The organism is Phenylobacterium sp. LjRoot219 (assembly GCF_964252995.1).
Lineage (GTDB): Bacteria > Pseudomonadota > Alphaproteobacteria > Caulobacterales > Caulobacteraceae > Phenylobacterium.
The window spans coordinates 1,443,422-1,468,716 of sequence record NZ_CAXUQI020000002.1 but is presented as its reverse complement, the minus strand read 5'-3'; the positions used below and the strand labels follow the sequence as shown (position 1 = coordinate 1,468,716).

Below are 25,295 nucleotides of genomic sequence, written 5' to 3'. Positions count from 1 at the left end.
CGAGTTCCTCCTCGCCGCCACGGCCCAGAACCTGCGGAAACTCGCCAAACGGATCCCGGCCCGGGCTCAGGCCTGCCCAGCCTGAGCTCCGGGCGAGGTTCGTCGCTACCCGGCGGCCGAAAGATCAGCCGCCTTTTTCAACGGCATCGGTCGATTTGAAGCGCCGCGAAGTTCCTGTTCCGGGGCGCGCTCGAAGTTCCGCATCTGGCGCGAATTGACGATTGGGCGACGTGCGCGGCGAGAGCAGCGCCCCCCGACCTCAGCGCCATTCCGCCCCGCGAACTCCCCGACCTTGGCGGCCTGAGACCGGCTCTCTATTGGTCCCTGCTCAGCGAAGGATCGAGGAGGAACACGGATGTCGCGTTCACTGAAGGGCAAGGTTGCGGTCGTCACCGGCGCCGGGTCGGGCATGGGCCGGGCCATCGCGGTGCGGCTTGCTGCGGACGGCGCGGCGGTCGCCATCTGGGACATCAACGGCGAGGGCGCCGCCGAGACCGCGAAGCTGATCGCCAACGCCGGCGGCCAGTCTCTGGCGATCACCGCCGACTGCGCCGATCGCGCCGCGATCGAGAAGGCGGCCGCCGAAACGCGCGCGAAGTTCGGCCCGATCGGGATCCTGGTGAACAACGCCGGTATCGCCCCGTTCACGCCCTTCCTCGAGGTCAGCGACGAGCTCCTCGACCGCGTCCTGCGGGTCAATCTGCGCGGCCCCTACATCCTCACGCGCGAGATCATCCCGGACATGATCGCCGCGAAATGGGGGCGGATCATCAACATCACCTCGTCCTCGGTGCAGACCGGCTCGCCCACCCAGACGCACTACACGGCCTCGAAAGGCGGGCTGCTCGGCTTCACCAAGTCGCTGGCGGTGGAGTTCGGCAAGTCCGGGATCACCGTCAACATGATCCCGCCGGGTTCGATTGACACCCCCATGCTGCGCGGAGCCGACGTCATGCAGCGGGAAGGGGCCGTCGAGGCCTATGGCGCGGCGCTTCCGGTCGGGCGGATCGGCCAGGTGGAGGACATCGCCGCCGCCGCCTCCTACCTTGCGTCGGAGGAAGCCAGCTACATCACGGGCCAGACGATCAGCGTCAACGGCGGCCGCTACATGGGTTCGGCCTGACCGACGCATCGAGTGGCCCGGCCTCCAGACCTTTGGCCGGGCCGCCGCCCATCACGGCAGCGCCCGGCGCATTTCTCGGGAAAGGGTCTGCCGTTTACGCGGTGCTTCTCGCACACTTGGCGCCCCCGTGAAGCTGCACGAACTTATTGCACGCAGGACGTCCGGTCCTTGCGGCAGCGGTAGCTGATGCGTCCCGGGACGTAGCTGACGCCGAACCTCGCCGGCACGTCAGCGTGGAAGGCCGGGTCGATCGCGTGGCCGCAGCCGAAGGCGCGATAGCCTCCGGCGGTCCCGAGGTCGCGCACCGGGCCCTTGCCGCCGCAGGTCATCAGCATGGCGGAGGTCCAGTTTGGCTTCTCGAAGTTGACGTAGTTCATCTGCAGCGGGCCAGTACAGCGCCAGTTCTTGAATTGCGCCTGCGGCCCGGTGAGTTCGCACAGGGTAACGCCTTCCTGGCGCTGCACGTACTCCACCTGGGCGCCCCCGGGTGGCGGCTGGCCGCCGGGCGGGCGCGGCGGCGTTCCGCCGCCGGAGGTGGTCCCCCCGCCGCCTGAGCCGCGTTGCCCTGCGCCGCCACCGCCGCTGCTGGACGATACCTGGCCTGCGGGCCGGCGGCCGCCGTTTGCGGCCTCCTCGCAGGGAATGTTCGTCGCGCCGAGGACCCGGCCCTGGTAGCAGACCTGCCCCCGGCTGGGCTGCTGCTGCGCCAGTTGCGTTGGCTTTGGCTGGCCGGCGGACGCCGCGATGGGGGCGGGGAAGTCGCCCACGGGGGTCTGTCCCAGCCGCCCCTGCCCGGAGGCTTGCGGTGCGGCGACCTTGGTCTGTGCGTACCGCCGGACCTCTTCCGTCACGCCGTACTGTTCGGCGAGCGCGTTGTTCGCCTTCAGCTCCTTCTGCCAGTGGGCGAGCTGCGCGCTGTCTCCTTTTGCCGCCGCTTCCCTTAGGCGCTGTTCGATGCCAGCGCGCGCGTTGCCGAACGCCACCGTGGCGGCCTGGCGATCCTGGGCTGCGCGCTGGCGCTGTTGCTGAGCGTTGGCCCGCGCCTCGGCCTCGTCCCTGGCAGCCTGGTCCCGCCGCTGGACGTCCGCCTGCGCCTGGGCTCTGGCGATGGTCTCGTTCAGCCTGGCCGCGCCCTCGGCGTTCTTCCGCTCCAGCGCCGCGTTGGCCGCATTCAACGTGTCCAGCATGTTGGGCATGGAGCCGTCCGCCTGCATGGCCGGCATCTCCGCGCCGGTGGCGCCGATGACTAGCCCCTGCAGGGCCGCGCCCCACATCTGGCGGCGCTCTGCGGCGGCCCGCTCCTCCGCCTCACGCTGCTGCTGGGCCGCGATCTGGTTCCGGCGGATCTGATCGCGCCAGGCCAACGTCTCCTTCGGCGTCTGCTCGCGGATCACCAGATGGTAGGGCTGGCCGCTCGAGGCGCCCGACACCATCAAGAAGGTCTTGGCTCCTGACCGGGTGGCGAAATTGATCCCGAACGGCTTCTTCGCGTCGGCTCCCGCCACAGTGCTCCCGGTGACGCCATACGCACACTGCCCCTGCATCACGTAGATGCGCATCTGCGTCCCGTTCGGCGTCACGAACGCCGACAAGTTCTTGGCGCCGGGGTCGGTCAGCTCCACGCACTCCTCGCGCTTGCCCCAGTCCGAGCTGGCGTCGCTCTCTTCCAGGAGGCCGTAGAAGTTCTCGCCGATGCGGACCTTGTCGATGGTCAGCGCTAGGCCGTTGAGTCCGTTCAGCTTCTGCATCAGCGAGGGCGGGCCCCGGTCCGTCCGCTGGCTGTTCAGCTTCGGGCTGGGCTTGGGCGGCTCGCTCGTCGTCAACGGCAGGTCCAGAATCTGGTCGCCCCGCACGACCCGGACACTGATCGCTTGGCGGGCCAGCAAGGTGCTCAGGTGCTTGGACAGCGATGGGACGTCCGAGAATGGCTGGCCATCCACCGAGACCAGCAGGTCGCCGGTGCGGATCCCCGCTAACGCGCCTGGGCCGTTAGGATCGACGGCGTACACCCGCGCGGCCTTGGCCCCATCGTCCGCCATGCCGATCATCAGGCCGGTCCAGCCCACCGTGCCGGGCACGCCGGCCTTCTCGACGTCAAGGCGTAGGGCGGCGCAGGTGGCCTCGCTGCCGGCGCCATCTCCCGTGCACAGACGCTCGTAGATAGACCGGATCTTCACCGCCGCCGAGGCCTGGGCGAAGGTGGGTGCGCTGACGGCGCTGAGTGCAGCGAGAACGAGGGCTGTTCGCATTAGCGCCTCCTATGGGCCGGCGCCGCGTCGGCCTTCAGCGCGGCGCAGGTCTCGACGCTGACCTGCTGGGCGCCGGGGGCGCACAGCTCATCGTGGGCGCTCCTCACCTCCGCAGCGGCGCTTGCCTGCTCCGCCCGGCGGGAGGGTGCGGCGGCGGGCGGCGGCGGGCCCGCCGCAAGCGTCTGCTTCGCCTCGGTCAGCATGGAGGCGCAAGTGTCTTCGCTCAGCTTCCTGGCGCTCGGGGCGCAGAGCTGGCGATAGACCCCCATCACCTCCGCCTCCCGTGCGGCGGCTGTCTGGGCGGCGACCGCGGTGTCCAGGTCGCGCCGCATGCCGGCGCAGGTCGCCGCGCTCAGCTTTTCCTGGCCCTTGCCGCACATCTGCAGATAGGCGGTGCGCGCGGCCTCCACGGTGTCGCCCGCCAGCCCCGGCGCGGCCGGCCCTGACAGGCTAGAAGCGGGGGAGCCCGCGGCGAACTTCGAGGCGCGCACGCTTGGGGCGAGCTTGCGCACCTTGAGTACGAACGGGTCCTTTTCTGGCTCGCGCGCCACCGTGAGCACCCGCACCACATAGCCGCCGCCGCCCGAGTAGAACCGCACCCGGCCATTGTCGCTGATCGGCAGGGCCGACGGGTCGTACCAGGAGAAGCGAATCATCTTGAAGTCGGTGCAGCTTCCAGTCCCGATCTGCAGCTGCAGGCTCAGGTTCACCAGGTTGACGATCTTGTTGTCGCCCGTCTGGCGGATGGTGAGGTCGAAGCCGTCGTTCTCGTTGGAAGGCACCACCGTGCATTTGACCGGCACCTGCCGGTCGCCGAGCACGATGCGCGGGTCGTCGGGACCGAATTCGCCGCGGTAGTCCACGCCCACCTGGACTTGCTCGGCCCAAGGCTGCGGCGGCGTCGTGGCGGCGAGCTGCGCAAATGCCGACTCGCCGACCGCCGCCGCAGCCACGGCGACGCCAATGATCCTTGCCAACACGCCAAGCCCCCCCGGCTTCCCCTCGGTCAGCTTAAGGGCAGTACGCCGCGCTTGTGAAGCTGCGCTTCCGCGCCGGGGCGTGCCGATCGGCAAGCGCGACTATCAGGGCCAGCTGCGCACGCGCTCGACGTAGCCGGGAGCCCCAGTTAGGTCGCCTCCGGGCAACGACGCTCGGGTGTCCGGCTGGCTGTCTCGAAGTTCCGGGAGGAGACGCTCCGACTTCCGCTCCTGGCGCTGCTCGAGCCTAGCGCGCAGCCTTGGTCCAGGAGCGGTTAGCGGAACTTCCGAAGTGCAGGGGAGGGTGGTTTTTTCCCACTATCAGCCCAATGCGGAGCTGTCGAAGTTTGAGATCCTGCGCGATGTAGATCGCGAGAAGCCGGTGCGCGCCGCGGCCGGCGTGCTGGGCCTAAGCGACCGCCAGGTCTGGCGCCTTTGAAGGCCTATCGGCTGCGCGGCGCGCCGCCGGTATGACGCCAGGCGCGCCTCTCGCGCGCCTGGCGTCGCCTGCCGACGCTCGGGAAGGCGATGGCGTCGTCAAGCTACCAGATGCGCTGCTAAGCCAAACAGCGCCTGCTGGATGAATGAGCGTCGGGCGTAGGGCGCCGCCCGACGCGAGAAGAAGCTTCCAGGTCAGCGTGAGCCGAAGGCGTAGCGTATGGTGACGCCGACCTCACGCGGGGCCGTGTATCGACTGGTGGTGTAGCCGGACGCGCCGGTCTGCGCGCCGAAGAAGCCCTCGACGGAGCCGGTGCGGAGCGGGTCGACCCCCTGATCGAGGATCTGGCCGTGATTCAACGCATTCTTCGTGAAGAATGCGAGTTCCCACGCGCCATCGTTGCTGCGCACGCCGGCATAAAGATTCAGAAGGCCATAGGGATCGATGGTGAGCGCGGGAGTTTGGCGGCCGTTCTCTGGATAGTAGGTGAACAACCCGCGCACGAAGGCGTCGACGTTGTCCCGGACCGGGTGGACGTATTCCGTCTGGATGGTCGCGTTCCACAAGGGGTTTTGTGACACCGAGCCATTCGACTGGCAGAAGGCCAGCGCCGTGCCCGCTGCGCGGAAATCTGCAACGGTGGGCGAGCCGGCGTCCGGCACGCCATCAAAGTTGGCGTCTCGGCAAGGAATGGGGTCGTTGTCGACCCGTCCGTCGGCGTAGCTCAAGGCTGCCGTGATGCTCCAGTTGCGGGTGATCTGGAAAGCCGTGTCGATGTCGATGCCTTCAATGACCGCGTCAGCATTCGTGGTGATGTTGGTGGTGGAGACGCTTGCGGATGAGCCGTTCGTGCTTAGGTACGGCACGGGCGCGGTCCGGAAGATGAGGTTGTTAAAAGTCTGCCGGAAGAGCGCGACGTTCAGACGGGCCCGCCCCTCAAGCAGAGTGGACTTCAGACCAATTTCGTAAGACCGGGAGGTCTCCGGACGCAGGAAAATGACTGACCCGAGAGCCGGGTCGATCTCGGCGTTGAAGATGCCGATCTGCGTCGCCCCGGGACGCCAGGACGTGCCGTGGTTGGCGTAAACCAGCATGTCGGGACTGAAGCGGTGCGAGAGCGAAACGGTGTAAATTGTCGGCTGGTACTTTTCTCTCCCTGCGAGGTTCTGGAGAGTTGCGCCCGGGATGGGCGCTTCGCAGAAGCCCGAATAAGGGCTGGCGGCCAATCCGGCCAGTGAGCAGGGGACTGGAACCGGCAATGCGATGGCAATTGCACCAGTTCCGGTGGAGAGCGTTGTGCCTTTCTTGTCGATATAGGTGATGTGGCGCACGCCCGCGCTCAGCTCGGTATTCGGCCCCAGGTGCGCTGTCAGATTGCCGAAAAATGACGTCTGCTGAGTGAGGCCGGGCAGTTCAACTCGCGTCGGCACCTGATAACGTTCGTTAAACTGCGCTGGATTGAACCCTCCTGGCGGCCCAAAGGCTCCAGGCAGGAATGTCCCAGGCTGGCTGAGGATCGCGTGCACATCGCCCCACGCGTAGTAGGCGCCGACCGTATAGTCGAATACGCGGCCGGGCGCCGGGTCTGACGCCAACCGAATCTCGTGAGTGGTGTTCGAACTGCGCGTATTCATCCGCTGTAAGATCTCCACACCCGCGACCACATCACCCACGTCAAGCGCCGACCTCGAGCTGAGGTTCATATAGTTGTAGGAGCCGACGTAGCTCAGATGTTGGCCGAAGATGCGGGAATCTATCTGAGCGGTGACGACGTCCATATGTTGTCGATAGTCGCTCGCCTGGTCCTGAACGCCGACGCGGTCGCGCGGAGTAATAGCGGGGTTTCGCGCGCTGCCAGAGCCGGTCACCTGGGCAAAGCTGGTGACCTTCTTGTCCAGGTGCTGCCACATGAGGTTGGCATTGATCGCGTCGTTGGGCTCGTAGCTGACGCTCGTGCGGAAGGCGTTGGTCACGCTGCGGGGGGAGATGCCGCTGCGAATACTGTTCACCCCGTCGGCGTCGTCCTGGTCGAGCAGACCGGCGACCCGCACGGCGAGAACGTCTCGGATGATCGGAACGTTAAGCGCGCCCTGCACGTTTCGACCGTGCTGATCGTTCAGGGTCACGCTTCCGTAACCGCCGAAATCCGAGAGAGACGCCCTTCGGGTCGTGAGCGTGATGGCTCCTGACGGCGCGGCGATGCCGCGTGTCGTGCCCTGCGGACCGCGCAGAACCTCAATCTGGCCGACGTCGAACATCGACTGGAACAGGAAGTTCGTCTCGACCGGCGCGTCGTTCATGTACATGGCGACGGTAGGCGGGGCTGCGGAATTGACATCAAACGTGACGCCGCGCAGTGACGCCCCGGATGAAAGAGCTCCACTGCTGGCGAGCGACAAGCCGGGCACCACAGCCTGCACATCGTCGAAGCGCTGGATGTTCAGCTTGGAGAGCGTGTCCGAGGTGACCGCATTTACGACCTGCGGAACTTCTTGCAGGCTTTCTGACCTCCGTCGGGCGGTCACCACGATCTCTCCAAGCGTGTTCCCGTCGGCCGACGCGCTGGTATCGGCCGCCGCCGCAGTCTGAGCTGCTGACGTCGAAGCGATCGCGAGCATGCTCACGCCCGCGAGCGCCGCGGTAAGGATTGTTCTCATGTTAGCCTCCCCGGTTTTTTTGATGACTTAAGAAGCCACCGGCACGCTCAGGATCAATTCCTGCCGCTTGCGCGCGGTGACGAGTATTTCTTGAAGCTGCGAGGCTCCTGCCGCGTGTCGATCACCTTCGCTTGCGGGTGCTGTTATCGTGCGAGCAGAGCTAGATCGATTTCGTCGAGTTCACCGGACATATGCACGTCAGTGAACACCTCAGAATTCCTGGCTATGCTTTTAAAAAAACTCCAGCGCGCTCCCAGCGGTACCTGGCTAAAGCGCGCTTCCAGCAGACCCTCTGCTGTGCCGAGCTCAATGGGGGTGGCTCCATGACGGCCCTTCCGGGCTGCGCGTGCACCTGCGATCCGTCATCGACGCATCAGCAGGCGGGCCGCCTCGACGATTTGAGCGCATTGCGGAATGAGGGCGTTCTGCAATGCAGGTGACGCTGGAATACGCACGTCCGGAGTCGCGATCCGTACGACCGGCGCGCGCAGTTCGGAGAAATGCTGTTCGGTAATCAGCGCGGCGATTTCCGCGCCAAAGCCGCCGGTCAGGTTTGCCTCGTGGACAACGAGCACGCGCCCGCCGCTGACGGCTATCGCTTCGGAAATCGCAGCGTGGTCAAGCGGTGACAGCCAGCGCAGATCGAGCACGGAGGCTTCAATGCCCTCGCCTGCAAGTTGACTCGCGGCTTCTTCCACTTTGTGGCAGGTCGCGCCCCAAGTAATAATCGCCAGATCGCTACCATGGCGGCGCAGGGCTGCGTCGCCGATCGCAGGTGCGGAGCCGAGGAGCGTCACCTCCCCCCTTAGCTGGTAAAGGCTGCGCGCCTCGATGATGATGACCGGGTCCGGATCATTAATCGCCGCGCGTAGCATGCTGTACGCGTCGTCGGGATAAGCTGGCAGGCCGACGCGAAGTCCCGGGATGTGGGCGAGCAGCGCCTCTAGGCTTTGCGAATGTTGGGCGCACGAGCCGGGGGTGACGCCTTGCTGCGTCCGAACTACGAGTGGCGCAGAGCGGTCGCCGCGACTGATGTACCGAATGTTGGCCGCTTGATTGATGAGCGGGTCCAGGGCGACCAAGAGAAAGTCGGCCCACATGATCTCAACGATCGGGCGCATGCCCTCCATTGCCGCGCCAACGGCAGAGCCGAGAATCGCGCTCTCCGAGATCGGCGTGTCGAACACCCGCTCTGGACCGAATTCCTTTTGAAGCCCCCTGGTGCACCCGAAGATTCCTCCGGGGATGCCGACGTCCTCCCCATACAGGACGGTCTCAGGATGGGCGATCAGTTCGGCGCGGAGAGCCTCGTTCACCGCCTGCCAGTACGGCATATCGCGCGTAGCGACTTTCGCGATTACGGCTGGTTCGATGCGAGCCGTGACGTGCTCGCGCGCCGTAGCCGGATCTGGGCCGGGCATCGCCAAAACGCGCGCCACGACTCCTTCCAAATGTTTGGCGATCTGGCTTTCGATCCGGCACAGGTCCGTATCGGCCAGCCCGCCCGCAATGAGTTGGCCGCGAAGCCGGGGCAGTGGATCGCGTTCCGCGGAGCGCGCTACTTCCGCCTTGGAGCGATAGTGTTCGTAGTCCCGGTTGTAGTGCCCCATCAGCCGTACGGTTTTCGCTTCAATGAGCGTTGGGCCGCCGCCAGAGCGCGCTCGTTCCGCGGCATCGCGGACGGCGGCGCAAACCGCGAAGGGATCATTGCCGTCGATGGTGAGACCTGGAATGCCGTAAGCAGCTGCGCGGTCAGACAGGTTTGGGAGATTCGCCGTCGCTGAGATCGGCGTCATCTCTGACCATTCGTTGTTCTCGACCACGATGATCAGCGGGAGATTGCGAACCGCGGCGAAGTTCAGCGCTTCGTGCACGGCTCCCTGGTTCGTCGCTCCGTCGCCAATTGCGACGAGGCACACGCGGCCGTTGCTTGCGGCCTGTGCGGCCATGGCGACGCCAGCGGCAATCGGCACACCGGCCCCGACGATCGAGTTTTCGCCGATGAATCCGTACTCGGGCGCCATCAGATACGGGCTGCCCGCACGACCTCCATTTACTCCGCCAGCCCGCTGGCAGATCTCGGCGAGAAGGTCCACGAGGGGAACGCCCCACTCGATAGCCCAGCCATGGCCCCGGTAGGTGGCGACGACTCGGTCTTCCTTCCGAAGCGCCGCTCGTGCGCCGACCGGGATCGCCTCCTGCCCACCACACAGATGTACTGATCCGGCGATCGTCTCTTGGCTCAACTCGAGACAGTGCTGCTCGAAAGTCCTGATCGCAAACATCCGTTGGTAGGCGTCCAGCGGTCTCAGATCGCAAGCGGCGATATCCATGGATTGGGCCACGCCGGCCTCCTCTGTTGCGCTTGACCGGATAACACGGCCCAATTAGAACTTTCAAGATATGAACTTCACTATCATATTGTGATAGTCAGACAGGCGCGTGGTCACCAGCGGGGCGAGGCGCCTTGCGAACGAGGGGTGGGGTGCAAGCCGATGTGTCCGCCGTTGCGCATTGCGTGGGCCGCTGCGGCGGCGGTCCGGGGCGATAAGCCTTGGAAGGCCTTCGATCCCCGCTTGGCCGGCGCGCACGGCGCGTGGACACCAAGGAGCGATCCCCGTGAGCAGTTTCAGTCCCGCGAAGACCTGCCTTCGCAGCGCGATGCGCTCAAGGCAGCGCCAAAAGTGTCGTCAAACAGGTGATTAGGAACCCGGTCATGAACGCAGCTATGCCAGTCATCAACTACCTGCGCCGTCAGCGGCACATTCTTCTCGACATGCACATCCCGGATTTTGATGCGGGCTTTCTCCGCAACTTCGATCCGGCCGCGAATGTGGAGCTGTGCGCGCGGGCGGGCGCGGACTCCGTGATGGTCTACTGCAACTCCATGACCGGCCTAGCGAACTGGCCAACGAAGGTCGGACAGATGCATTCCGGACTCGCAGGAAGAGATGTCGTTGGCGAGACGGTCCAGGCGCTGCACGCGCGCGGGATCGCGGCTTGCGCCTACTATAGCGTCAACTTCAACAACTGGGCTTTCGAGAACAATCCCTCGTGGCGAATCCAGCTCGCCGCGCCGTCCTTCCAGTTCGGCGATTACTCCCGCGCCGGGATCTGCTGTCCCGCGAGCGGCGGGTTCCGGGACTTCGCGCGCGCCCAAGTCGAGGAGATTGCCCAGGCATACGAGTTCGACGCCTTCTTCTTCGACATGATGTTCTGGCCGGGCGTATGCGTCTGTGGCAACTGCCGCGACCGGTTCCGGGCGGAGACGGGCCAGGAACTGCCGGAGACGGTCGATTGGTATTCGCCGGACTGGTGCCGGTTCCAGGCCGCTCGCGAGCGTTGGCTCACCGAGCAGTTCGCCAACCTGGTGGACGGCGTCAAGACGCATCGCGCCATCCCGGTCTTCAACAACAGCGGCCTCATTTATTCCAGCTGGTGTTCCGGAACGAGTCTCCAGCTCGCGCAGAGCAACGACCTCCTTGGCGGCGATGCCGTGCCCGGCGGCGGCCTCTATGCGTTCGGCCAGCTGGCCAGCCGGCTTTCTCCGACAAGCTGGCAGTACATGCACGCGGGGGCGGGGTACGTGAGCGGCGCCGTAAAGGTCCCGAGCCTTGCCGAACAGCAGGAACACACAATGGTCGCCACGGTGCTGGGCGGGCAGTTCATGGCCATCGACGGCGTCCTGCCGGACGGAAAAATCTATCCTCCGACTTACGATCGCCTAGCGCAGGTCTTTGCCTCGATGAAGCCGTACGAGGACCTGGTGGGCGGCCGTCCCGTCGCAGACATCGGCGTCTACTACAGCCCCGCCGCTAACGTGGACTTCAAGGAGAACGGCACGCCGATCTCCCAAATCCAGAGGGACCTGGCCGCAGAGATCTCGCGGCCCTCGGATCACATCGCCGCGGTATGGGGCGCGTGTGCGGCGCTGCAGCGGGCGCACCTGCCGACAGGCGTGATCACGCGCGCGGATCTCGACGTCCTCGACGAATTCGCGGTGATCGTGCTGCCCAATGTGCTCCGGATGGACAAGGAGGAGGTCGCCGCGTTCCGGCGCTTTGTCGAGCGCGGCGGGCGGCTCTATGCCAGCGGCTACACCTCGCTCGTGGATGTCGCCGGAGTCAGGCACGACGACTTCGCCCTGGCCGATGTGTTCGGCTGTCACTTCGAAGCGCCGCAACCGGCCGTCGTTTCCTACCTGAGGCCGGACCGAGCGGACATCCGGGCGGCCGTGGCTCCTGCAGCGCTCGTCCCGCACGGCTCGGTGACCACGGGGTTCACGCCGTGGCCGTCCAGCCTCACGGCCCTGCTCGTCAATACGGACAGCGAGGCGGTTCCCTTGGCCCGGCTGACCGAGCCTTACGGGCTTGGCCGCGGCGTCCGGACCGAGGGATGGGCTTCCATTTTCACCGCGCCGCCGTGGAGGGACACCGATCGGGCCATGATCGTGGAACACGCCTATGGCGCCGGCCGCGTCGTCTATTCCGCCTGCGACATCGAGGCCACGGCTCCCAACGTGGACACGGCCGCCGCGCAGAGCCTCTTCGCGGAGATCGTACGCGGCTTGCTGGATCGGCCGGCCACCTTCGAAGCGGATGCACACCCGAACGTGTGGGTCGCGGCCTTCCATGAGCCGGAGCAGCGGCGGCTTCGGGTGAACCTGCTCAATCACCAGTCTGGCGGCGCTCCGCTGCCGGTCCCCGGAATCACGCTTCGGCTCGCGCCGCCGGAGGGGAAGACCTTCACCGGCCTGCGCCGGCTGCCCGGACGCGAGCCGATTGAGTTCACCAGCGGCGCCGACGGTCGCCTGGTCGCGGAGCTTCCGCCGCTCGCGCTCTTCGAGATGTTGAGCGCGGAATACACCTGAAATTCGCGGTGACGGCAGTCGGTCGGCGGCTTTCTGACCTGGGCGGCCGACTGTCACTCGCCATGGAACGAGTTTGCCGATGCACGGCCCCTTCGAGAGAGGGCGAAGATGACCTCAATTATCGACATCGCACGGGAATACTGGAACGCTGAAGCTTCGCGAGACCTCGATCGCATCATGTCGTTTTTCACGGATGATGCGGATTGGGCCAGTGCGACGACGCGGCTGAAGGGCAAGGCGCCGATCCGCGAATTTTACGCGGACAGCGCCAAGAAGTTTCCTGGGCTCACGGTCGAGGTCGGCCGCGCCTTTGGTGGTCCGGAGGAGGCGGCCATCGAATGGCATGCGGTCTTCTCGGACCCCGCCGGCCGCAGCTATCCGCTCAGCGGCGTCAACATCATGCGGATAGAGAGCGGTCTAATCCGCTCATTGAAGCATTACGACGATCCCACGCCCCTGACGCGGGCGCCGGCCCCGGCTACGCAGGTCGCGCGCGCAGACCGATTTGCCGGACGCCGCGTCCTGGTCACCGGCGCGGGGAGCGGCATTGGCGCCGCGACGGTGAGGCAGTTTCTCGCCGATGGGGCGACCGTTACGGGCGTCGATCTCAACGAAGAGGGCTTGGCGCGTCAACGCGCATACGTGAGGCAGTGGTCGTCGCGCTATGCAGAGATCGTCGGCGACATCACCGAGCCCGAAACTCAGCGCCGGATTGTGGCGGCGGCGTCGGGGTCGCGGGGCGTCCTCGACGTCCTCGTCAACAATGCGGCCGTATTCCTCATGGGCGGCGTCGGCGCGGCGACACATCAGTGGCGCCGCACGATCGACGTCAACCTGATCGCGCCGGCCCAGCTGGTTTCGCAAGCCGTCGAGGCGCTCGAACGAAGCGGGCGCGGCGCGATCGTGAACGTCGCTAGCATCTCCGCCCACAGGTCAGGCTCAAACCGCTGGACGTACAATGCCAGCAAGGGCGGCGTCCTGGCGATGACGAAGTGCCAGGCCCTGGACTTGGCGCCGCGCCGGATCCGAGCCAACTCCGTCAGCCCCGGATACGTCTGGACGGAGGTGCTCGACCGCAGCGCCGGGGGCGACCGCGTGAGGTGGGACCCTGTCTGGGGATCCGCATGCCCCATGCGCCGCTGTTGCGACCCCCACGAAGTCGCGGCGGCCATCGCGTTCCTGGCTTCTGATGAAGCCTCCTATGTGAACGGCGCCGATCTGCCTGTCGACGGCGGCTTGATGTCCATGAGCCCGGACGGGCTGATGAGCTACGAGTTCAGCTCCTAAGTGGCCTTACCGACGTTCATAGACGCTCACGTGCACTTTTGGGACTTGAGGCGCTTCAGGTATCCCTGGCTGGAATCGCCCGAGGTCAGTTGGCTGGCGCGTGACTACCTGCCTTCGCATTGGCGAATGGACGCCAAGGACATGCCGGTGCTGGGCACCGTGCATCTCCAGGCCGAGGTTGATCACGCAGCCGACCCTGTGGGCGAAACGGCCTGGCTGCAAAGCCTGAGGGATGACCCCGGCACGGGAGCGCCCACGGTCTGTGTCGGGTACGCGGATCTACGTGCGCCGAGCCTGGGCGAGACCTTGGATCGGCATGCCCACTATCCGCTGTTTCGCGGAATCCGTCAGGAGGCGTGGTACGATCCAAAATCGAACCGCGCCGATCTGCCGACGACGAACTTCCTGCTGGATCCGAATTGGATCGCCGGATTGCGCGAACTCGAAAGACGCGGGCTGAGCTTCGACTTGATGGTTTGGCCTCATCAACTCGAGCAGGCCGCGGACCTCTTCGCCGACCTCCCCGAACTACAGGTGGTGCTCGAGCACACCGGGCTTCCGCTGGTCGAAGACCCTGAGGGAATGGAGGTCTGGCGGCGGGGCATGGCCCGGTTCGCACGCGAGATTCCGTGGTCGGTGTTGAAGTTGTCCGCGATGCGCTTCGCCGGGCCGCAGTGGACGATTAACAAGATCGCCCCTGTCCTCAGGGAATGCATAGACTTGTTCGGGCCGTCGCGATGCATGTTCGGAAGCGACTATCCCGTCGAGCGAATGAATTCGTCATACCGGGACGTCTGGCGCGCTTATGACGAGGTCACCGCGCACTTCAGCGACGCTGAAAGGGCGCAGATGTTCTCGGCCACGGCAGCTCGCTTCTACCGCGTGACCTGAAGGGGACTCGTCGGGCCAGGTTAGTTTTGACCGGCGTGACGATCCGCCCGCTCCGGCACGCTTGACCTCCGAACAGGGCTGAATTATGAGTCTCATATTATGAGTGTAACGTTTAGAATGTGAGAGTTGAATGGCGAGCGACCAGGGTCGCGGGAGTGAAATCCCCCGCCACCAGACCGTCCGTTCAGTGGTGAAGGCCACGCACCTGCTGCTGAGCATCGCCGATAGCGACGGGCTCACGGCGGCCCAGGCGGCGGCCGCGGTCGATCTGCCCTTGCCGACAGCCTACCATCTGCTGAACACCCTGCTTGCGGAGGGGATGCTCAGCCGCGATTCCGCCCGCCGCTATCGGCTGGGGCCGAAGATCGCGGCTCTGTCGCTGGCCTATGCGAAAATCGGACCGTCCGAGCAAATGCTCTCGGCCCTGCGCCGCCTGGCCGAAAGCACGGGTGAGACCGCCTACCTGTCCAGTTGGCGCGACGGCGAGGTGGTCGCATTGGCGACCATCGAAGGATCGAGCGCTGTGCGGGTCGGACGGATTCACACCGAGCTGCGGGGGGCGGAACATGCCCGGGCCTCCGGCAAGCTGATGCTCGCGTTCCTCACCCCGCCCGACCTCGACGCCTACCTCTCCAGCCACAAGCTCACGTCGCTGACGTCAGCGACGATCACCGATGAGCGCGAATTGAGGAGTCAATTGGCCACCATTCGGGAGCAAGGCTATTCGGTCGAAGAGGGCGAATTTACTGATGGCGTTGGGTGCGTCTCGGCCCCCATCATCGAAAACGGCTCGTGCGTCGCTTGCTTCACAATATCCGCGCCGCTTCAGAGGTTCCAGGAGCATAGGGATGTGCTTGCTAAAGCTGCCATGAGCGCAAGCCCCGGGAAATATTCGGTTTAGGACAAATCCATGATCGCTGGCCCACTCCATTTTTCTTTCACCATCAGCGACATCGACCGCTCGATAAGGTGGTACACGGAGGTGCTCGGCCTCGAGCTCGTGCATCGTCAGCGACAGGAGAACGCCTATACTCAGAAGCTTGTGGGAATACCGGGCGCGATTCTGGAGATCGCGCAGTTCAAAGTCCCCGGAGTCACACCCGCCTATTCGACGCATATGCTGGAGCTTGTCCAATACGTGACCGAGCGGGGTGCGGCGCCATCGGCGCTGCCGACCAGTCAGGTCGGCGTCGCGCACTTGGCGCTCATCGTCACCGATATTCACAGCCGATATGCGCGGATGCAGGAGCAGGGCGTGGCGTTTCGGAACCCGCCGGTCGAAATCACCGAGGGCGCAAACAAGGGCGGTTGGGCCTGCTATCTGCGTGACCCTGACGGAATAACCCTGGAGCTGCTGCAGTTCTCCCCCGAGCGCATGGCCGGGTTATGCCTGGATCCGGCCGGATGAGTCGGCAAGAGCACCTCGTTCAGATCACTCTCAGCTTGCCGCCGGAGATGCCGGCCGACCGCAAAGCGAAACTCGTTGCGGACGAGCTGGAACGCGGGCTGCAACTCCGGGCGGAGGGGACCATCTTGCGAATCTGGCGGCTGCCGGGGCGGCCGGCGAACGTCGGGATCTGGGTGACGAGCTCCACCGCTGAGTTGCACGAGAAGATCACCTCGCTGCCGCTCTATCCGTGGATGCGGCTCGAGGTCACTCCGCTGGCGCCGCACCCAGTCGAGGAGATTGCTGCATGACTCGAGATTTCGCGCTGATCGTCGGAGGCGCCAGCGGCATTGGATTGGCGACGGCGGAGGTGCTGGCCGCCGAGGGCTATGAACTTGCGCTCTTCGACCAAAATGCTGAGGCGTTGGCCGCCGCCAGAAGCCGGCTGGGCCAAGGCGGCTGGCGAGCGCGCACCTATCCGGGCGACGTCAGCGACGCCTCGGCCCTGATCGCTGCGGTCGCCGACTTGGAGCAGGCGGGGCGGCTCCGCATTTTGGTGAATGCAGCCGGAATTCTTCATCTGGGGACGATCAATGAAATCTCCGAGCAGGATTGGGACCAACTCGTCCAGGTAAACCTCAAGGGTGTGTTCCTGGCCTGCAAGGCAGTCATTCCGGTCATGGCACGCCTCGGCGGCGGCGCGATCGTAAATCTGGCCTCGCAGTCCGGGCGGACGAAATCATACTACAGCGCCCCAGACTACGTGGCGTCGAAGGCTGGAGTGATTGGGCTGACGATGGTTCTAGCAAACCAGCACGCGCGCGACGGAATCCGGGTCAATTGCGTAGCGCCTGGCGTCGTCGAGACCCCGATGGTGGCGGCCGCCTATACGGCCGAACAGCAGCGGCGGATGATCGACACCATCCCCTTGGGAAGGTTCGCCAGGCCTGAGGAACTCGCGTCCGTCATAGCGTTCCTCGCCTCCGAGCGGTCGAGCTACGTGACCGGCCAGACAATCAACGTGAATGGCGGAAGCTTCATGCAATGAAAGCAATGCAGCTCGGATTCGCTGCGCCCATCTTCGCAAATCCAGGGGTGGCGGATTTCAGGACTCCAAACTTCGAGAAGCTGGACAGGGCCGCCGTAGTTGCCGGAGTGCGCGAAGCCGAACGGCTCGGCTACGACTCGCTCTGGGTCGCCGACCACATGTTTCTCGGCCGCGACGGCGCCATTCTCGAGGGCTGGACGACGCTCGCCTATTTGGCCGGCTGCACGTCGCGAATGCGCCTGGGCCCGATCCATCTCGGCAACGGATTCCGGCCCGCGCCGCTCGCGGCCAAGATGATCGCGACCTTGGACTTCCTTTCGGACGGAAGGTTCGAGCTCTTCATCGACCCGGGCTGGCGCGGGCGGGAGCATACGGCCTACGGCTTCGAATGGGAGCCAGACCGCGCGAAGCGGGTCGCCCAAGTCGAGGAAGCCCTGGTCCTGATGCGGGCCCTCTGGAGCGGAGAGCCGACGACGCATAAGGGCGACTTCTATGACATCGAAGGGGCCATCTGTACGCCACCGCCCGTCGGGCGAAACGGGCCCAGAGTCTGGATCGGAGAGGCGTTCGACGAGCCGACGCTGGACCTGATCGCACGCCACGCCGACGTTTGGAACTCAATGCCCGCGGGCCTCGACGTCCTCGCGGAGAAGATTGCGCGCGTCGATCACGCCTGCGCCGAACGGGGACGCGACCCGCGGACGCTGGCCAAGACGCTCGAAACCCAGGTCTTGGTCTACGAGGACGCCGCAGACGCCGAGCGGCTCTTCGCTCGCTTCGACGAGCTGTCCCGACGCTATCCGAGCGGCGAGGCGATGACCGATGTCGTGGAATTTGTGAAACAGGGCAATCCGCACCTTGACGGTCAGCGGTCGCGGGACAGTCTCTATGATGAGTTCCTCATCGGAACGCCCGACGAGGTCGCAGCAAAGCTGCGCGCGTATAGCGAATTGGGCATCACCGAAGTGATCTGCTGGTTCATGGATTTTCCGGACTTCACCTCGATGCGCCTGCTTGCGGAGTCCGTCGTCCCGACACTCGAGGCTGGGCGCTCATGACCCCTACCACCGAAATCGCCGTCGTCACCGGTGGCGCGTCCGGAATAGGCGAGGCGACCGTCGCAATCCTGCGCGCCCAGCACATACCCGTCGTCGCGGTCGACCTCGCCTGGCCGGAGGCGGACCCAGGCCGTGCTGTCACGAGGATCACCGGCGATGCCGCGGCCGCAAGCACCTGGACCGCCGTACGCGAAGCGTGCGCGGAGCTCGGCGGGGCGCCCACCAAGCTGGTCATCAACGCCGCGCGCCTGATCGTCGGCACGATCCTGGACGTTTCCGAGGCGGACCTCCGCGGAGTCCTCGAAGTCAACGTCTTGGGCGCCTACCACGCCCTTCGCGCCTGCCTGCCGACCATGATCGAGCGAGGCGGCGGCGCGATCGTCACAGTCGCCAGCGTCGACGCCCTCGTCGCAGAGCAGAACCTCGCCGCCTACAACACGTCCAAGGGCGCGCTCCTTCAACTCACCCGCAGCGTCGCCATCGACCACGCGCTAGATGGCGTCCGCGCCAACTGCGTGTGCCCTGGCGCTGTCGACACGCCCTTTTTCCGGCGGCATGTCGACGCCGCGCCCGACCCAGCCGCGTTCTTGCGGGAAAAGGCCGGCCGCCACCCCCGCGGGCGCATTCTCGAGCCGACCGAAGTCGCCAATGCGATCCATTTCCTGCTGACCGACGCCGCCAGCGGGATCAACGGCGCAGCCCTCACCGTGGATGCCGGCCTGCTCGCCAGCTTCGATTTCCGACCGCCGCCCCGAAATCTATCCTGACAATTGGCGGCCGCTGCCTTGGGCTGCTCAGGAGAGCACAAATGGGTACCGCTTGCTGGGCTGGATCTGAAGGTTTCCGTCGGTGTGAAGTGCAACGAGGGCAGGGGACCGGATGGCGGGCGATGAGGCGAGCCCACCCGTTGCCGAAGTCGAGAAGTTCCGCTTGCTAGCGTCGCCGGTCGCCACGAGCCAGAGCCGGCTCCGGACGCCGCGGGGCGAGAGATCAACTCTGACCGCTTCGGACAACAACCCTGAGGCAGCTCTGGGACACCTACGGGGTCAGAAACCCTGAGGCGTCACAGGCGGGAGCGGAGTGTGCGAGTGCGCCTCAAGGGTCGTTCTTCCCCATCGGCGGTCTGCCGACAAGGCAAGCGGACCTCCCCAACGCCCGACATGGATGGAAATCGGAGTTTAGCAACTGCTGAAAGCGGGCGCTCCGAGTCGTCCCCTGAGCGTTAGGGTGCCAGCGCTGAGCTCGCCCACCTGCGCGCATCGGGTGAGACGGCTCCCGACGAACTCCTCGCCCACACCTCGCCGGTCGGCTGGGAGCACATCGCCTTCTCGGGCGACTTCCTCTGGGATCGCGCCGCGGCGTTACCGACCGGGCGCAGAGAACTGGTTCTCGGTCGCCGCGCGCGTGGAGTGGCCTGAGGTGCACGAGTTCTGGTTACGTTCGACCTTAGCGTTGTTTAGCGAGCAAATATCGCGCTGCCCTCCACCTGATCCGCCGACCGACCCTCCGCCAGTTTCGGGCTGGGGCCCATCGGACGTGGGCGGCTGCGACCGTCGCCGTCTGTGGGTTCCAGGCGAAGTGCAACGAGGGCAGGGGACCGGACGGCGGGCGGGCGCGGAGCCCTCAGGTCGCGCAGAGCCCGGCCGCCCGGCCGGCGCACAGAGGTTCAGCTGCGATCTTCGCTTCGAGTGCGCCGGCAGGCGCGCGAGCACCTAGGAGCAGTGCCGAGAAGCGGACGTTCGGGAGTTCCAAAAACGGCGGGCATCGGAGTTGGGGGTGCGTGCCGGCACGCCTCTAAGTCCCGGAATTCACGAGGCTAAGGTGGCTGTTAGTTAGCCCCCAAGTCTGACGTTGAGTTATGCAGGCATCTCATGATGCATGGTCAGCTCGACTGCATAGGGAGGTGCAGGATAATATTCCAGGAGTCCCTGGACCGTTCTCGCGTGGTCTTCTCCGTAGATCTGCCCGATTAGCCAGAGAGACATGTCGATTCCGGCGGACACGCCGGCGGCGGTGACCACATTGCCATCGACGACGTAGCGCTGACCTTCAACCACCTCGCCCAAGGTGATCGAGCGGAGCTGACCGATCGCCCCACTATGCGTGGTGATCCGACGCCCTTCGGTGAGTCCTGCCGCCTCCAGCACAAAGGATCCCGTACATACGCTGCAGATCCAGCGCGCCGATTTGGCCGTTCCGCGCAGCCACTCCAAGGCTGCCTCATTTTTGATCAGCATGTCGGTACCTAGGCCTCCCGGCACGATGACGACGTCGAGCTGCGGCGCATCCGCGAAATCGTGGTCGGGCAGGACCTTCAGCCCGTTGACTCCGCGAACGTGATCGCGCCGACTTGCGAGAGTGACGATTTGCATATCGTCCCTGCCCCAATTCGCTGCGCCGAAAACATCCAGCGAGTGCCTGCGGCCACCAGGGCGAAGCGTTGCATCACATCGCGTCACGAACTTGGCGCCATGCGAGATCGACACGATCGGCGAGGCTCCCCTCTGCTCCATCGGCGAGCCAGTCGCGGAATACGCAGCAACCGACGCTCCAGGCGACAGCCGCCAAAGGGCCCGCGGGTCCTGTATCCAGACCGCGTCCTACTCCCTCGGCCTGTTCATGGAGCCGCTGGGGGCCGAGTTCGGCTGGAGCCGCGCGCAGATCTCCGCCGGCCTCACCATTCCGGCGCTCACCATGGCGCTTCTGTCGCCGGCGATCGGCGCGGCGGTCGACCGATGGGGTTCCCGCCGGCTCGCGCTTCCAGGTCTGGTGCTTACGGCGGTGGCGCAAGCCGCCTTCGGTTTCGCGAATGGCTCCATGACCCAGTGGCTAGGCTTGTGGGCGTTCTACGCCTTCGCCACGCTTGGCCTGCAGACGACTGTCTGGACGACCGCGGTGTCGTCGACGTTCACGCTCAACCGGGGGCTCGCGCTTGGCGTGACGCTCGCCGGGACGGCGCTGGGGCAGACCTTCATTCCGCCGCTCACGAATTGGCTGATCACGACCTTCGGATGGCGGCAAGCCTACGCTTGGCTGGGCGTCGGTTGGGGCGTGCCCTGTTTCCTCATTGCGTTCTTCTTCCTCTATGACGCGCGGGATCGTCAGCGCCGATCGCCGCGGGAGGGCGCATCATCCATGGCTGCGCTGCCAGGCCTTGAGTTCCGGGAGGCGCTCTGCAGCGTCCCGCTCATTCGTATCGGCATCTCGACCTTGCTGACCATGTTCGCAGGGACCGCGGTGCTGGTGCACCAGGTCCCCATCCTGACGGAAGCCGGCGTCTCCCGCACGGAGGCCGCGTGGCTCGCCAGTCTCGCTGGGCTCGCCGGCGTCATCGGCAAGCTCGTGACCGGTTGGCTCACCGACCGCTTCTCTGCAGGTGTGGTCGGAGCGCTCACGCTCTCCGTTCCCGCGATCGCCTTCCTCGCCTTGCTCGAGCCGTTCCGCTCCCCGGCGCTGATCGTCGCGGCGATGGTGATCGTCGGCTACGCCGCCGGCGGCAAGCTGCAGATCAGCGCGTACCTGACCGCGCGCTACGCCGGCATGCGCAATTTCGGGAAGATCTTCGGCCTGATGACCAGCATGGTCGCACTTGGCGGCGGCCTCGGCCCGACAGCCGCCGGGGCGATTTACGACCGTTTTGGAAGCTATGCACCGCTGCTGATCTTCGGGGCGCTCGGGAGCCTCGCCTGCGGACTGCTCGTCTTCAAACTCGGACCCTATCCGGTATGGGAGCGCAGCGGCTCCCCAACGCCCGCCGTAGAGCCGGCAGGCCGCAGCGCGGTGGCGGGAACGGCGAGGCTCGACGAATCGACATGAGGACGGTGGGCCAGTCCAGCTGCGAGCAGGCGCCCAGCGCCTTGTCGATCAAGGCCAGCCGGCGCCAGGGACGGCCACGTCCAAGGCGTAGATCGCCCCCGCAGGACCGGGATCCGTCGGCAACGGCCCGCCCAGCGCCGGATCGAAGGTCGGCAGCCAGCGGGGATCGACCGCCAGCACGAAGAGGGTGCGCCGGTGATCGCCGCCGAGGGCGCAGGCGACCGCGCCGGTTATGGCGAGCCGGTCCGTGACCTCGCCCGCCTGGCTGACCCGAACGACCTCCGAGGAGTAAGGCGAACAGACCCAGACCGCGTTTTCCGCATCGATGCAGACGCCGTCGGGGAATGTGCGCTCGAACTGGATCAGCCGGCGCCGCCGGAGCCACTCGCCCGACCAGGCGCGATCGAAAACCGTGAGCCGCCGAGCGTAGGTTTCGGCCAGCACGACGGTGTGTCCGTCGGCCGAGATCACCGTCCCATTCGGGGCGCACAGCTGGTGCGCCGCCACCGAGGCGCGCCCGTCCGGCTCGACCACGACGACGCAGTCCGGGCCGCCTGGCTCCCGGTGGAACACGGCGGGGGAGACCTTCTGGCTGCGTACGCCGACATAGGCGCGGCCGTCGGCGTCGACGACCATGTCGTTCAGGTACTCTCCGGCAACCCCGCTCAGATCGGCGTGGAGCCGCGGCGAGCCGCCGTCCCAGCGCAGCAGTTGCCGCCGCGTCATCGAGACGAACAGCAAGGAGCCGTCCGGCATGAAGCCGAGCCCCGAGGGGCTGTCCTCGAGCCTGAGCACCACCTCGCGATCGCCAGCAGGCGTCAGACGATTGATCGTCCGCTCGGTGATCTCCGAGAACCACAAGGCGCCGTCATGCCAGCGCGGTCCCTCCGGGAAGACCAGCGGGATGGGCAGCCTGGTGATGGCCGTTGTTTCGCTCACGTGCTCGCCTCCTGAACGCGGGCTCAGCCTGGCTGATTGGTGTAGACCACGACGCCGCCGTAGTTGGGCATCGAGTGGCAGGCGAGGCCGACGTTGACGCCGTCCCGTTGCCGTTCGCCGGCGCGCCCGGAGAGCTGCAGGTAGCACTCGAGCATCTGCGGCACGCCGTGCATGCGGCCGTTGCCAATCGCGCCGCCGCTGGACAGCACTGGCAGCGCGTCGGCGCGGTCGCTGTCGATGCCGCCGGACAGCACGAACTCGTGGGCCTGCCCGACCGGGCAGAAGCCCAGGCACTCGAGCCAGATGTAGATGAACGGCGAGAACCCGTCGTAGAGCTGCGGCAGGTCGATCTCGCCCGGGCTGAAGCCCGTCGCGGCCCAGAGGCGGGCGGTGAGCGCCTCGCCGGCGCCCATCATGTCGTCGAGCGTCCAGTGCAACTGGTTGCGGTGCGCGCGCGGATAGCCGCTGGCGTAGCCGGACACGTAGACCGGCTTGTGCGGCAGGTCCCGGGCTCGCTCCGCGGAGGTGAGGATGAACACCGCGACGCCCTCGACCGGGATGTCGGTGTCGAGCCGGCACATGGGGTCGTTGATCATCGGCTCGGCGAGGTAGTCCTCGACGGTCAGCGGCTTGCCCGCCCAATAGGACCAGGGGATGCGCGCGCCGTTCTTGCGCGCCTCGACCACGACATGAGCCATCGCCTCCCGGCTCGCGCCGTAACGCTGGCAGTACTCGTTGTAGACCATGGCCATCGCCGGCATGGCGCCGAAGAAGCCCTGCGGCGCGCGCCACTGTTCGGAGCCGCTGGCCTTGACCATGGCGTTCTCGTTGTACTTGCCGGCCGGATTGTGTAGCGCTCGATGAAACAGCACGTAGTCGGCCGCGCCGCTCGCGACGGCGTTGACGGCCATGCTCATCGACCCGGTCAGCTGGCCCACCCCCTGGAATCCTGCAGCGTAGGCGGGATCGGCGCCTAAGTGCTTCGCGAGCCAGGCGGAGGAGACGGTCGAGACGCCGTCCTCGACGTTGTGGGCGCCGGAGGTCGGGAACATCGGGGCCGAGACGAACCCGTCGATCTGATCGACCGTCAGCCCGGCGTCAGCGATGGCGCGCCGGGCGGTGTCCATCGCCGTAGCGCCAAGGGGACGGGTGGCCCGGCGAACGATCGGGCTTTGCGCATAGCCGACCAGCGCGACCTGGTTGCGCGACTTGAACCGGCCCCTCATGCGGCGTCCTCCAGGACGAAGGCCGGGACCGCGACGCCAGGCGCCAGGTCCTCGAAGGCAGCCTGCACCGGCATGCCGACGGCCAGGGGCGCATCGGCCGGCGCGAGCAGTCGGGCGACGATCCGCACCTGCGGCTGGTCCTTCAGCTCGACGTCGACGAGCACGAATGGAACGAGGTCGGCGAACCCGCGAAGGAATGACTGGCGGATCACCGTCCAGGTGCGGATCCGCCCGTGGCCGCTGACCGGCTCGAAGGTGAACTGCGGATCGGTGCTGAGGCAGTGCGGACAACTCACGTCCGACGGCAAGGTCATCTCGCCGCAGCGCGAGCATTTGGCCAGGGTCAGGACGTGCCGGGCGGCCGCCGCCCAGAACGCCGCCGAGCTCTCGTCCGGCTCGGGCAGGGGACGGCGGGCTTCAGCTTCCATCGTCAGAGTGCCTCCTTTGATGAGGCTGCGCCTTACGGGCGCAGCACGACCCCGCCGTCCACGTGCAGGATCTGGCCGGTGGTCCAGCTCCCGGCCTCGGAGCAGAGGTAGAGCAGGGCGCCGGTGAGTTCGTCCGGCTGGCCGCGGACACGCAGGGCGCAGGTTTCGGACAGGATCTGGAAGTATCGGCTGGGGTTCTCGCGCAGGGTCAGGCCCGCGCCGCTGTCGGTGATGCCGGGCGCGATCCCGTTCACGGTGATGTCGCTGCGGCCTACCTCCGCCGCCAGCGCGGTCGTCAGCCCCATCAGCGCCAACTTGCTGATGCCGTAGACCCCCTGCGCGGGAAAGGCGCCGGAGGACAGCTGGTTGACGATCCGGCCCCAACCGCGCTCGCGCATCAGCGGGATCACCGCCTGCGAGCAGAGCAGGGCGCCCGTCAGGTTGACGGACATGATCCGGTTCCATTCCTCGAGCGAGATCTCCGAGGTCTTGGACCGGATCGCCTCGAGCATGAGGGCAGCGTTGTTCACCAGGATGTCGACGCCGCCGAACGCCGCCTTCGCCCGTGCGGCCATGGCGGCGACGGAGGCGGGATCGCTGATGTCCACCTGCACGCCGACCGCCTCAATTCCAAGGCTCCGCAGCCGGGTGGCCGCGCTCTCCGCGCCCTCGGCGTTGATGTCCGCGGCGACCACGGAGGCGCCGAACACACCGAGCGCGCTGGCGTAGGCCTCGCCGATGCCGCCCGGGCGGCCGCCGGCGCCGGTGACGATCGCCACCTTTCCGGCGAGGGAGAAAAGATCCTTCGAAACCGTCATTGTCCTGTCTCCCGATGCGCTCGTTCGCCGGCGTTAGAAGTTGAGCACCAATTCGTCGGCCCGGGCCCGCAGGCCGGGGGCC

Annotated in this window: 21 protein-coding genes and 1 pseudogene; 13 read left to right on the top strand and 9 right to left on the bottom strand. The window is 66.2% G+C overall.

Going from position 1 to position 25,295, the window contains the following annotated elements; all coding sequences use genetic code 11:
• Nucleotides 1–355 precede the first annotated feature (355 nt).
• Complete coding sequence (locus ACSQ14_RS24820; protein ID WP_436017578.1) at nt 356–1,123, top strand: SDR family NAD(P)-dependent oxidoreductase; 768 nt, start codon at nt 356–358, stop codon at nt 1,121–1,123.
• A gap of 143 nt (nt 1,124–1,266) precedes the next feature.
• Here ACSQ14_RS24820 and ACSQ14_RS24815 read toward each other — a convergent pair whose 3' ends face one another.
• Nucleotides 1,267–3,372, bottom strand: a complete 2,106-nt coding sequence (locus ACSQ14_RS24815) for a PDZ domain-containing protein (RefSeq protein ID WP_436017576.1) — start codon at nt 3,370–3,372, stop codon at nt 1,267–1,269.
• Nucleotides 3,372–4,349, bottom strand: coding sequence for a hypothetical protein (locus ACSQ14_RS24810; protein ID WP_436017574.1), 978 nt, complete (start codon nt 4,347–4,349; stop codon nt 3,372–3,374). The genes ACSQ14_RS24815 and ACSQ14_RS24810 overlap by 1 nt, the downstream gene beginning before the upstream one ends.
• A 304-nt stretch (nt 4,350–4,653) precedes the next feature.
• On the opposite strand from ACSQ14_RS24810, the gene ACSQ14_RS24805 reads away from it, so the two are divergent.
• Complete coding sequence (locus ACSQ14_RS24805; RefSeq protein WP_436017572.1) at nt 4,654–4,788, top strand: hypothetical protein; 135 nt, start codon at nt 4,654–4,656, stop codon at nt 4,786–4,788.
• A gap of 194 nt (nt 4,789–4,982) precedes the next feature.
• Here ACSQ14_RS24805 and ACSQ14_RS24800 read toward each other — a convergent pair whose 3' ends face one another.
• Together ACSQ14_RS24800 and ACSQ14_RS24795 are read right to left on the bottom strand one after the other, a co-directional pair.
• A complete protein-coding gene (locus ACSQ14_RS24800) occupies nt 4,983–7,445 on the bottom strand; it encodes a TonB-dependent receptor (RefSeq protein WP_436017570.1) in 2,463 nt (820 codons plus the stop codon).
• A 362-nt stretch (nt 7,446–7,807) separates the two neighbouring features.
• Nucleotides 7,808–9,790 (bottom strand): alpha-ketoacid dehydrogenase subunit alpha/beta, encoded by a 1,983-nt coding sequence (locus ACSQ14_RS24795; protein ID WP_436017568.1) that lies wholly within the window; start codon nt 9,788–9,790, stop codon nt 7,808–7,810.
• 371 nt (nt 9,791–10,161) lie between these two features.
• On the opposite strand from ACSQ14_RS24795, the gene ACSQ14_RS24790 reads away from it, so the two are divergent.
• The 10 genes and pseudogenes from ACSQ14_RS24790 to ACSQ14_RS24745 form a co-directional block, all read left to right on the top strand.
• Nucleotides 10,162–12,315 (top strand): alpha-L-fucosidase, encoded by a 2,154-nt coding sequence (locus ACSQ14_RS24790; protein WP_436017566.1) that lies wholly within the window; start codon nt 10,162–10,164, stop codon nt 12,313–12,315.
• A gap of 108 nt (nt 12,316–12,423) precedes the next feature.
• Nucleotides 12,424–13,602 (top strand): SDR family oxidoreductase, encoded by a 1,179-nt coding sequence (locus ACSQ14_RS24785; RefSeq protein WP_436017564.1) that lies wholly within the window; start codon nt 12,424–12,426, stop codon nt 13,600–13,602.
• Nucleotides 13,603–14,493: an amidohydrolase family protein gene (locus ACSQ14_RS24780; protein WP_436017562.1), complete on the top strand. Its 891-nt coding sequence runs from the start codon at nt 13,603–13,605 to the stop codon at nt 14,491–14,493. It begins immediately after the preceding gene.
• A gap of 130 nt (nt 14,494–14,623) precedes the next feature.
• Nucleotides 14,624–15,394: an IclR family transcriptional regulator gene (locus ACSQ14_RS24775; RefSeq protein ID WP_436017560.1), complete on the top strand. Its 771-nt coding sequence runs from the start codon at nt 14,624–14,626 to the stop codon at nt 15,392–15,394.
• A gap of 9 nt (nt 15,395–15,403) precedes the next feature.
• Nucleotides 15,404–15,901: a VOC family protein gene (locus tag ACSQ14_RS24770; protein WP_436017558.1), complete on the top strand. Its 498-nt coding sequence runs from the start codon at nt 15,404–15,406 to the stop codon at nt 15,899–15,901.
• On the top strand, nt 15,898–16,191 hold the full coding sequence (locus ACSQ14_RS24765; RefSeq protein WP_436017556.1) for a muconolactone Delta-isomerase: 294 nt from the start codon (nt 15,898–15,900) through the stop codon (nt 16,189–16,191). Before ACSQ14_RS24770 ends, ACSQ14_RS24765 begins: the two co-directional genes overlap by 4 nt.
• Complete coding sequence (locus tag ACSQ14_RS24760; protein ID WP_436017554.1) at nt 16,188–16,928, top strand: SDR family NAD(P)-dependent oxidoreductase; 741 nt, start codon at nt 16,188–16,190, stop codon at nt 16,926–16,928. The genes ACSQ14_RS24765 and ACSQ14_RS24760 overlap by 4 nt, the downstream gene beginning before the upstream one ends.
• Nucleotides 16,925–17,986, top strand: a complete 1,062-nt coding sequence (locus ACSQ14_RS24755) for an LLM class flavin-dependent oxidoreductase (RefSeq protein ID WP_436017552.1) — start codon at nt 16,925–16,927, stop codon at nt 17,984–17,986. Before ACSQ14_RS24760 ends, ACSQ14_RS24755 begins: the two co-directional genes overlap by 4 nt.
• Nucleotides 17,983–18,753 (top strand): SDR family NAD(P)-dependent oxidoreductase, encoded by a 771-nt coding sequence (locus tag ACSQ14_RS24750; protein WP_436017550.1) that lies wholly within the window; start codon nt 17,983–17,985, stop codon nt 18,751–18,753. The genes ACSQ14_RS24755 and ACSQ14_RS24750 overlap by 4 nt, the downstream gene beginning before the upstream one ends.
• Before the next feature lie 474 nt (nt 18,754–19,227).
• Nucleotides 19,228–19,404: pseudogene (locus ACSQ14_RS24745) on the top strand (Tn3 family transposase); the annotation flags it as partial.
• 438 nt (nt 19,405–19,842) lie between these two features.
• Here ACSQ14_RS24745 and ACSQ14_RS24740 read toward each other — a convergent pair.
• Nucleotides 19,843–20,472 (bottom strand): DJ-1/PfpI family protein, encoded by a 630-nt coding sequence (locus tag ACSQ14_RS24740; RefSeq protein WP_436017548.1) that lies wholly within the window; start codon nt 20,470–20,472, stop codon nt 19,843–19,845.
• Between ACSQ14_RS24740 and ACSQ14_RS24735 the strand changes: the two genes are divergently transcribed.
• Nucleotides 20,450–21,802 (top strand): MFS transporter, encoded by a 1,353-nt coding sequence (locus ACSQ14_RS24735; RefSeq protein WP_436017546.1) that lies wholly within the window; start codon nt 20,450–20,452, stop codon nt 21,800–21,802. The genes ACSQ14_RS24740 and ACSQ14_RS24735 overlap by 23 nt on opposite strands.
• Nucleotides 21,803–21,850: 48 nt before the next feature.
• Here ACSQ14_RS24735 and ACSQ14_RS24730 read toward each other — a convergent pair whose 3' ends face one another.
• Genes ACSQ14_RS24730 through ACSQ14_RS24715 form a run of 4 tightly spaced genes read right to left on the bottom strand, consistent with a single transcriptional unit; the run spans nt 21,851 to nt 25,213 of the window.
• The gene (locus ACSQ14_RS24730) at nt 21,851–22,741 is read right to left on the bottom strand and encodes an SMP-30/gluconolactonase/LRE family protein (protein WP_436017544.1); all 891 of its coding nucleotides are present in this window, start codon (nt 22,739–22,741) and stop codon (nt 21,851–21,853) included.
• Nucleotides 22,742–22,764: 23 nt separating this feature from the next.
• Nucleotides 22,765–23,967, bottom strand: a complete 1,203-nt coding sequence (locus tag ACSQ14_RS24725; RefSeq protein WP_436017542.1) for a thiolase family protein — start codon at nt 23,965–23,967, stop codon at nt 22,765–22,767.
• Nucleotides 23,964–24,395, bottom strand: coding sequence for a Zn-ribbon domain-containing OB-fold protein (locus ACSQ14_RS24720; protein WP_436017540.1), 432 nt, complete (start codon nt 24,393–24,395; stop codon nt 23,964–23,966). The genes ACSQ14_RS24725 and ACSQ14_RS24720 overlap by 4 nt, the downstream gene beginning before the upstream one ends.
• Before the next feature lie 32 nt (nt 24,396–24,427).
• A complete protein-coding gene (locus tag ACSQ14_RS24715) occupies nt 24,428–25,213 on the bottom strand; it encodes an SDR family oxidoreductase (protein WP_436017538.1) in 786 nt (261 codons plus the stop codon).
• Nucleotides 25,214–25,295: the final 82 nt, after the last annotated feature.

Excerpts from the sequence above, each read along its gene's own strand:
- ACSQ14_RS24820 (WP_436017578.1), top strand. The coding sequence starts at position 356 with ATGTCGCGTTCACTGAAGGGCAAGGTTGCGGTCGTCACCGGCGCCGGG.
- ACSQ14_RS24815 (WP_436017576.1), bottom strand. The coding sequence starts at position 3,372 with ATGCGAACAGCCCTCGTTCTCGCTGCACTCAGCGCCGTCAGCGCACCC.
- ACSQ14_RS24800 (WP_436017570.1), bottom strand. The coding sequence starts at position 7,445 with ATGAGAACAATCCTTACCGCGGCGCTCGCGGGCGTGAGCATGCTCGCG.
- ACSQ14_RS24790 (WP_436017566.1), top strand. The coding sequence starts at position 10,162 with ATGAACGCAGCTATGCCAGTCATCAACTACCTGCGCCGTCAGCGGCAC.
- ACSQ14_RS24785 (WP_436017564.1), top strand. The coding sequence starts at position 12,424 with ATGACCTCAATTATCGACATCGCACGGGAATACTGGAACGCTGAAGCT.
- ACSQ14_RS24775 (WP_436017560.1), top strand. The coding sequence starts at position 14,624 with ATGGCGAGCGACCAGGGTCGCGGGAGTGAAATCCCCCGCCACCAGACC.
- ACSQ14_RS24770 (WP_436017558.1), top strand. The coding sequence starts at position 15,404 with ATGATCGCTGGCCCACTCCATTTTTCTTTCACCATCAGCGACATCGAC.
- ACSQ14_RS24765 (WP_436017556.1), top strand. The coding sequence starts at position 15,898 with ATGAGTCGGCAAGAGCACCTCGTTCAGATCACTCTCAGCTTGCCGCCG.
- ACSQ14_RS24760 (WP_436017554.1), top strand. The coding sequence starts at position 16,188 with ATGACTCGAGATTTCGCGCTGATCGTCGGAGGCGCCAGCGGCATTGGA.
- ACSQ14_RS24755 (WP_436017552.1), top strand. The coding sequence starts at position 16,925 with ATGAAAGCAATGCAGCTCGGATTCGCTGCGCCCATCTTCGCAAATCCA.
- ACSQ14_RS24750 (WP_436017550.1), top strand. The coding sequence starts at position 17,983 with ATGACCCCTACCACCGAAATCGCCGTCGTCACCGGTGGCGCGTCCGGA.
- ACSQ14_RS24725 (WP_436017542.1), bottom strand. The coding sequence starts at position 23,967 with ATGAGGGGCCGGTTCAAGTCGCGCAACCAGGTCGCGCTGGTCGGCTAT.
- ACSQ14_RS24720 (WP_436017540.1), bottom strand. The coding sequence starts at position 24,395 with ATGGAAGCTGAAGCCCGCCGTCCCCTGCCCGAGCCGGACGAGAGCTCG.
- ACSQ14_RS24715 (WP_436017538.1), bottom strand. The coding sequence starts at position 25,213 with ATGACGGTTTCGAAGGATCTTTTCTCCCTCGCCGGAAAGGTGGCGATC.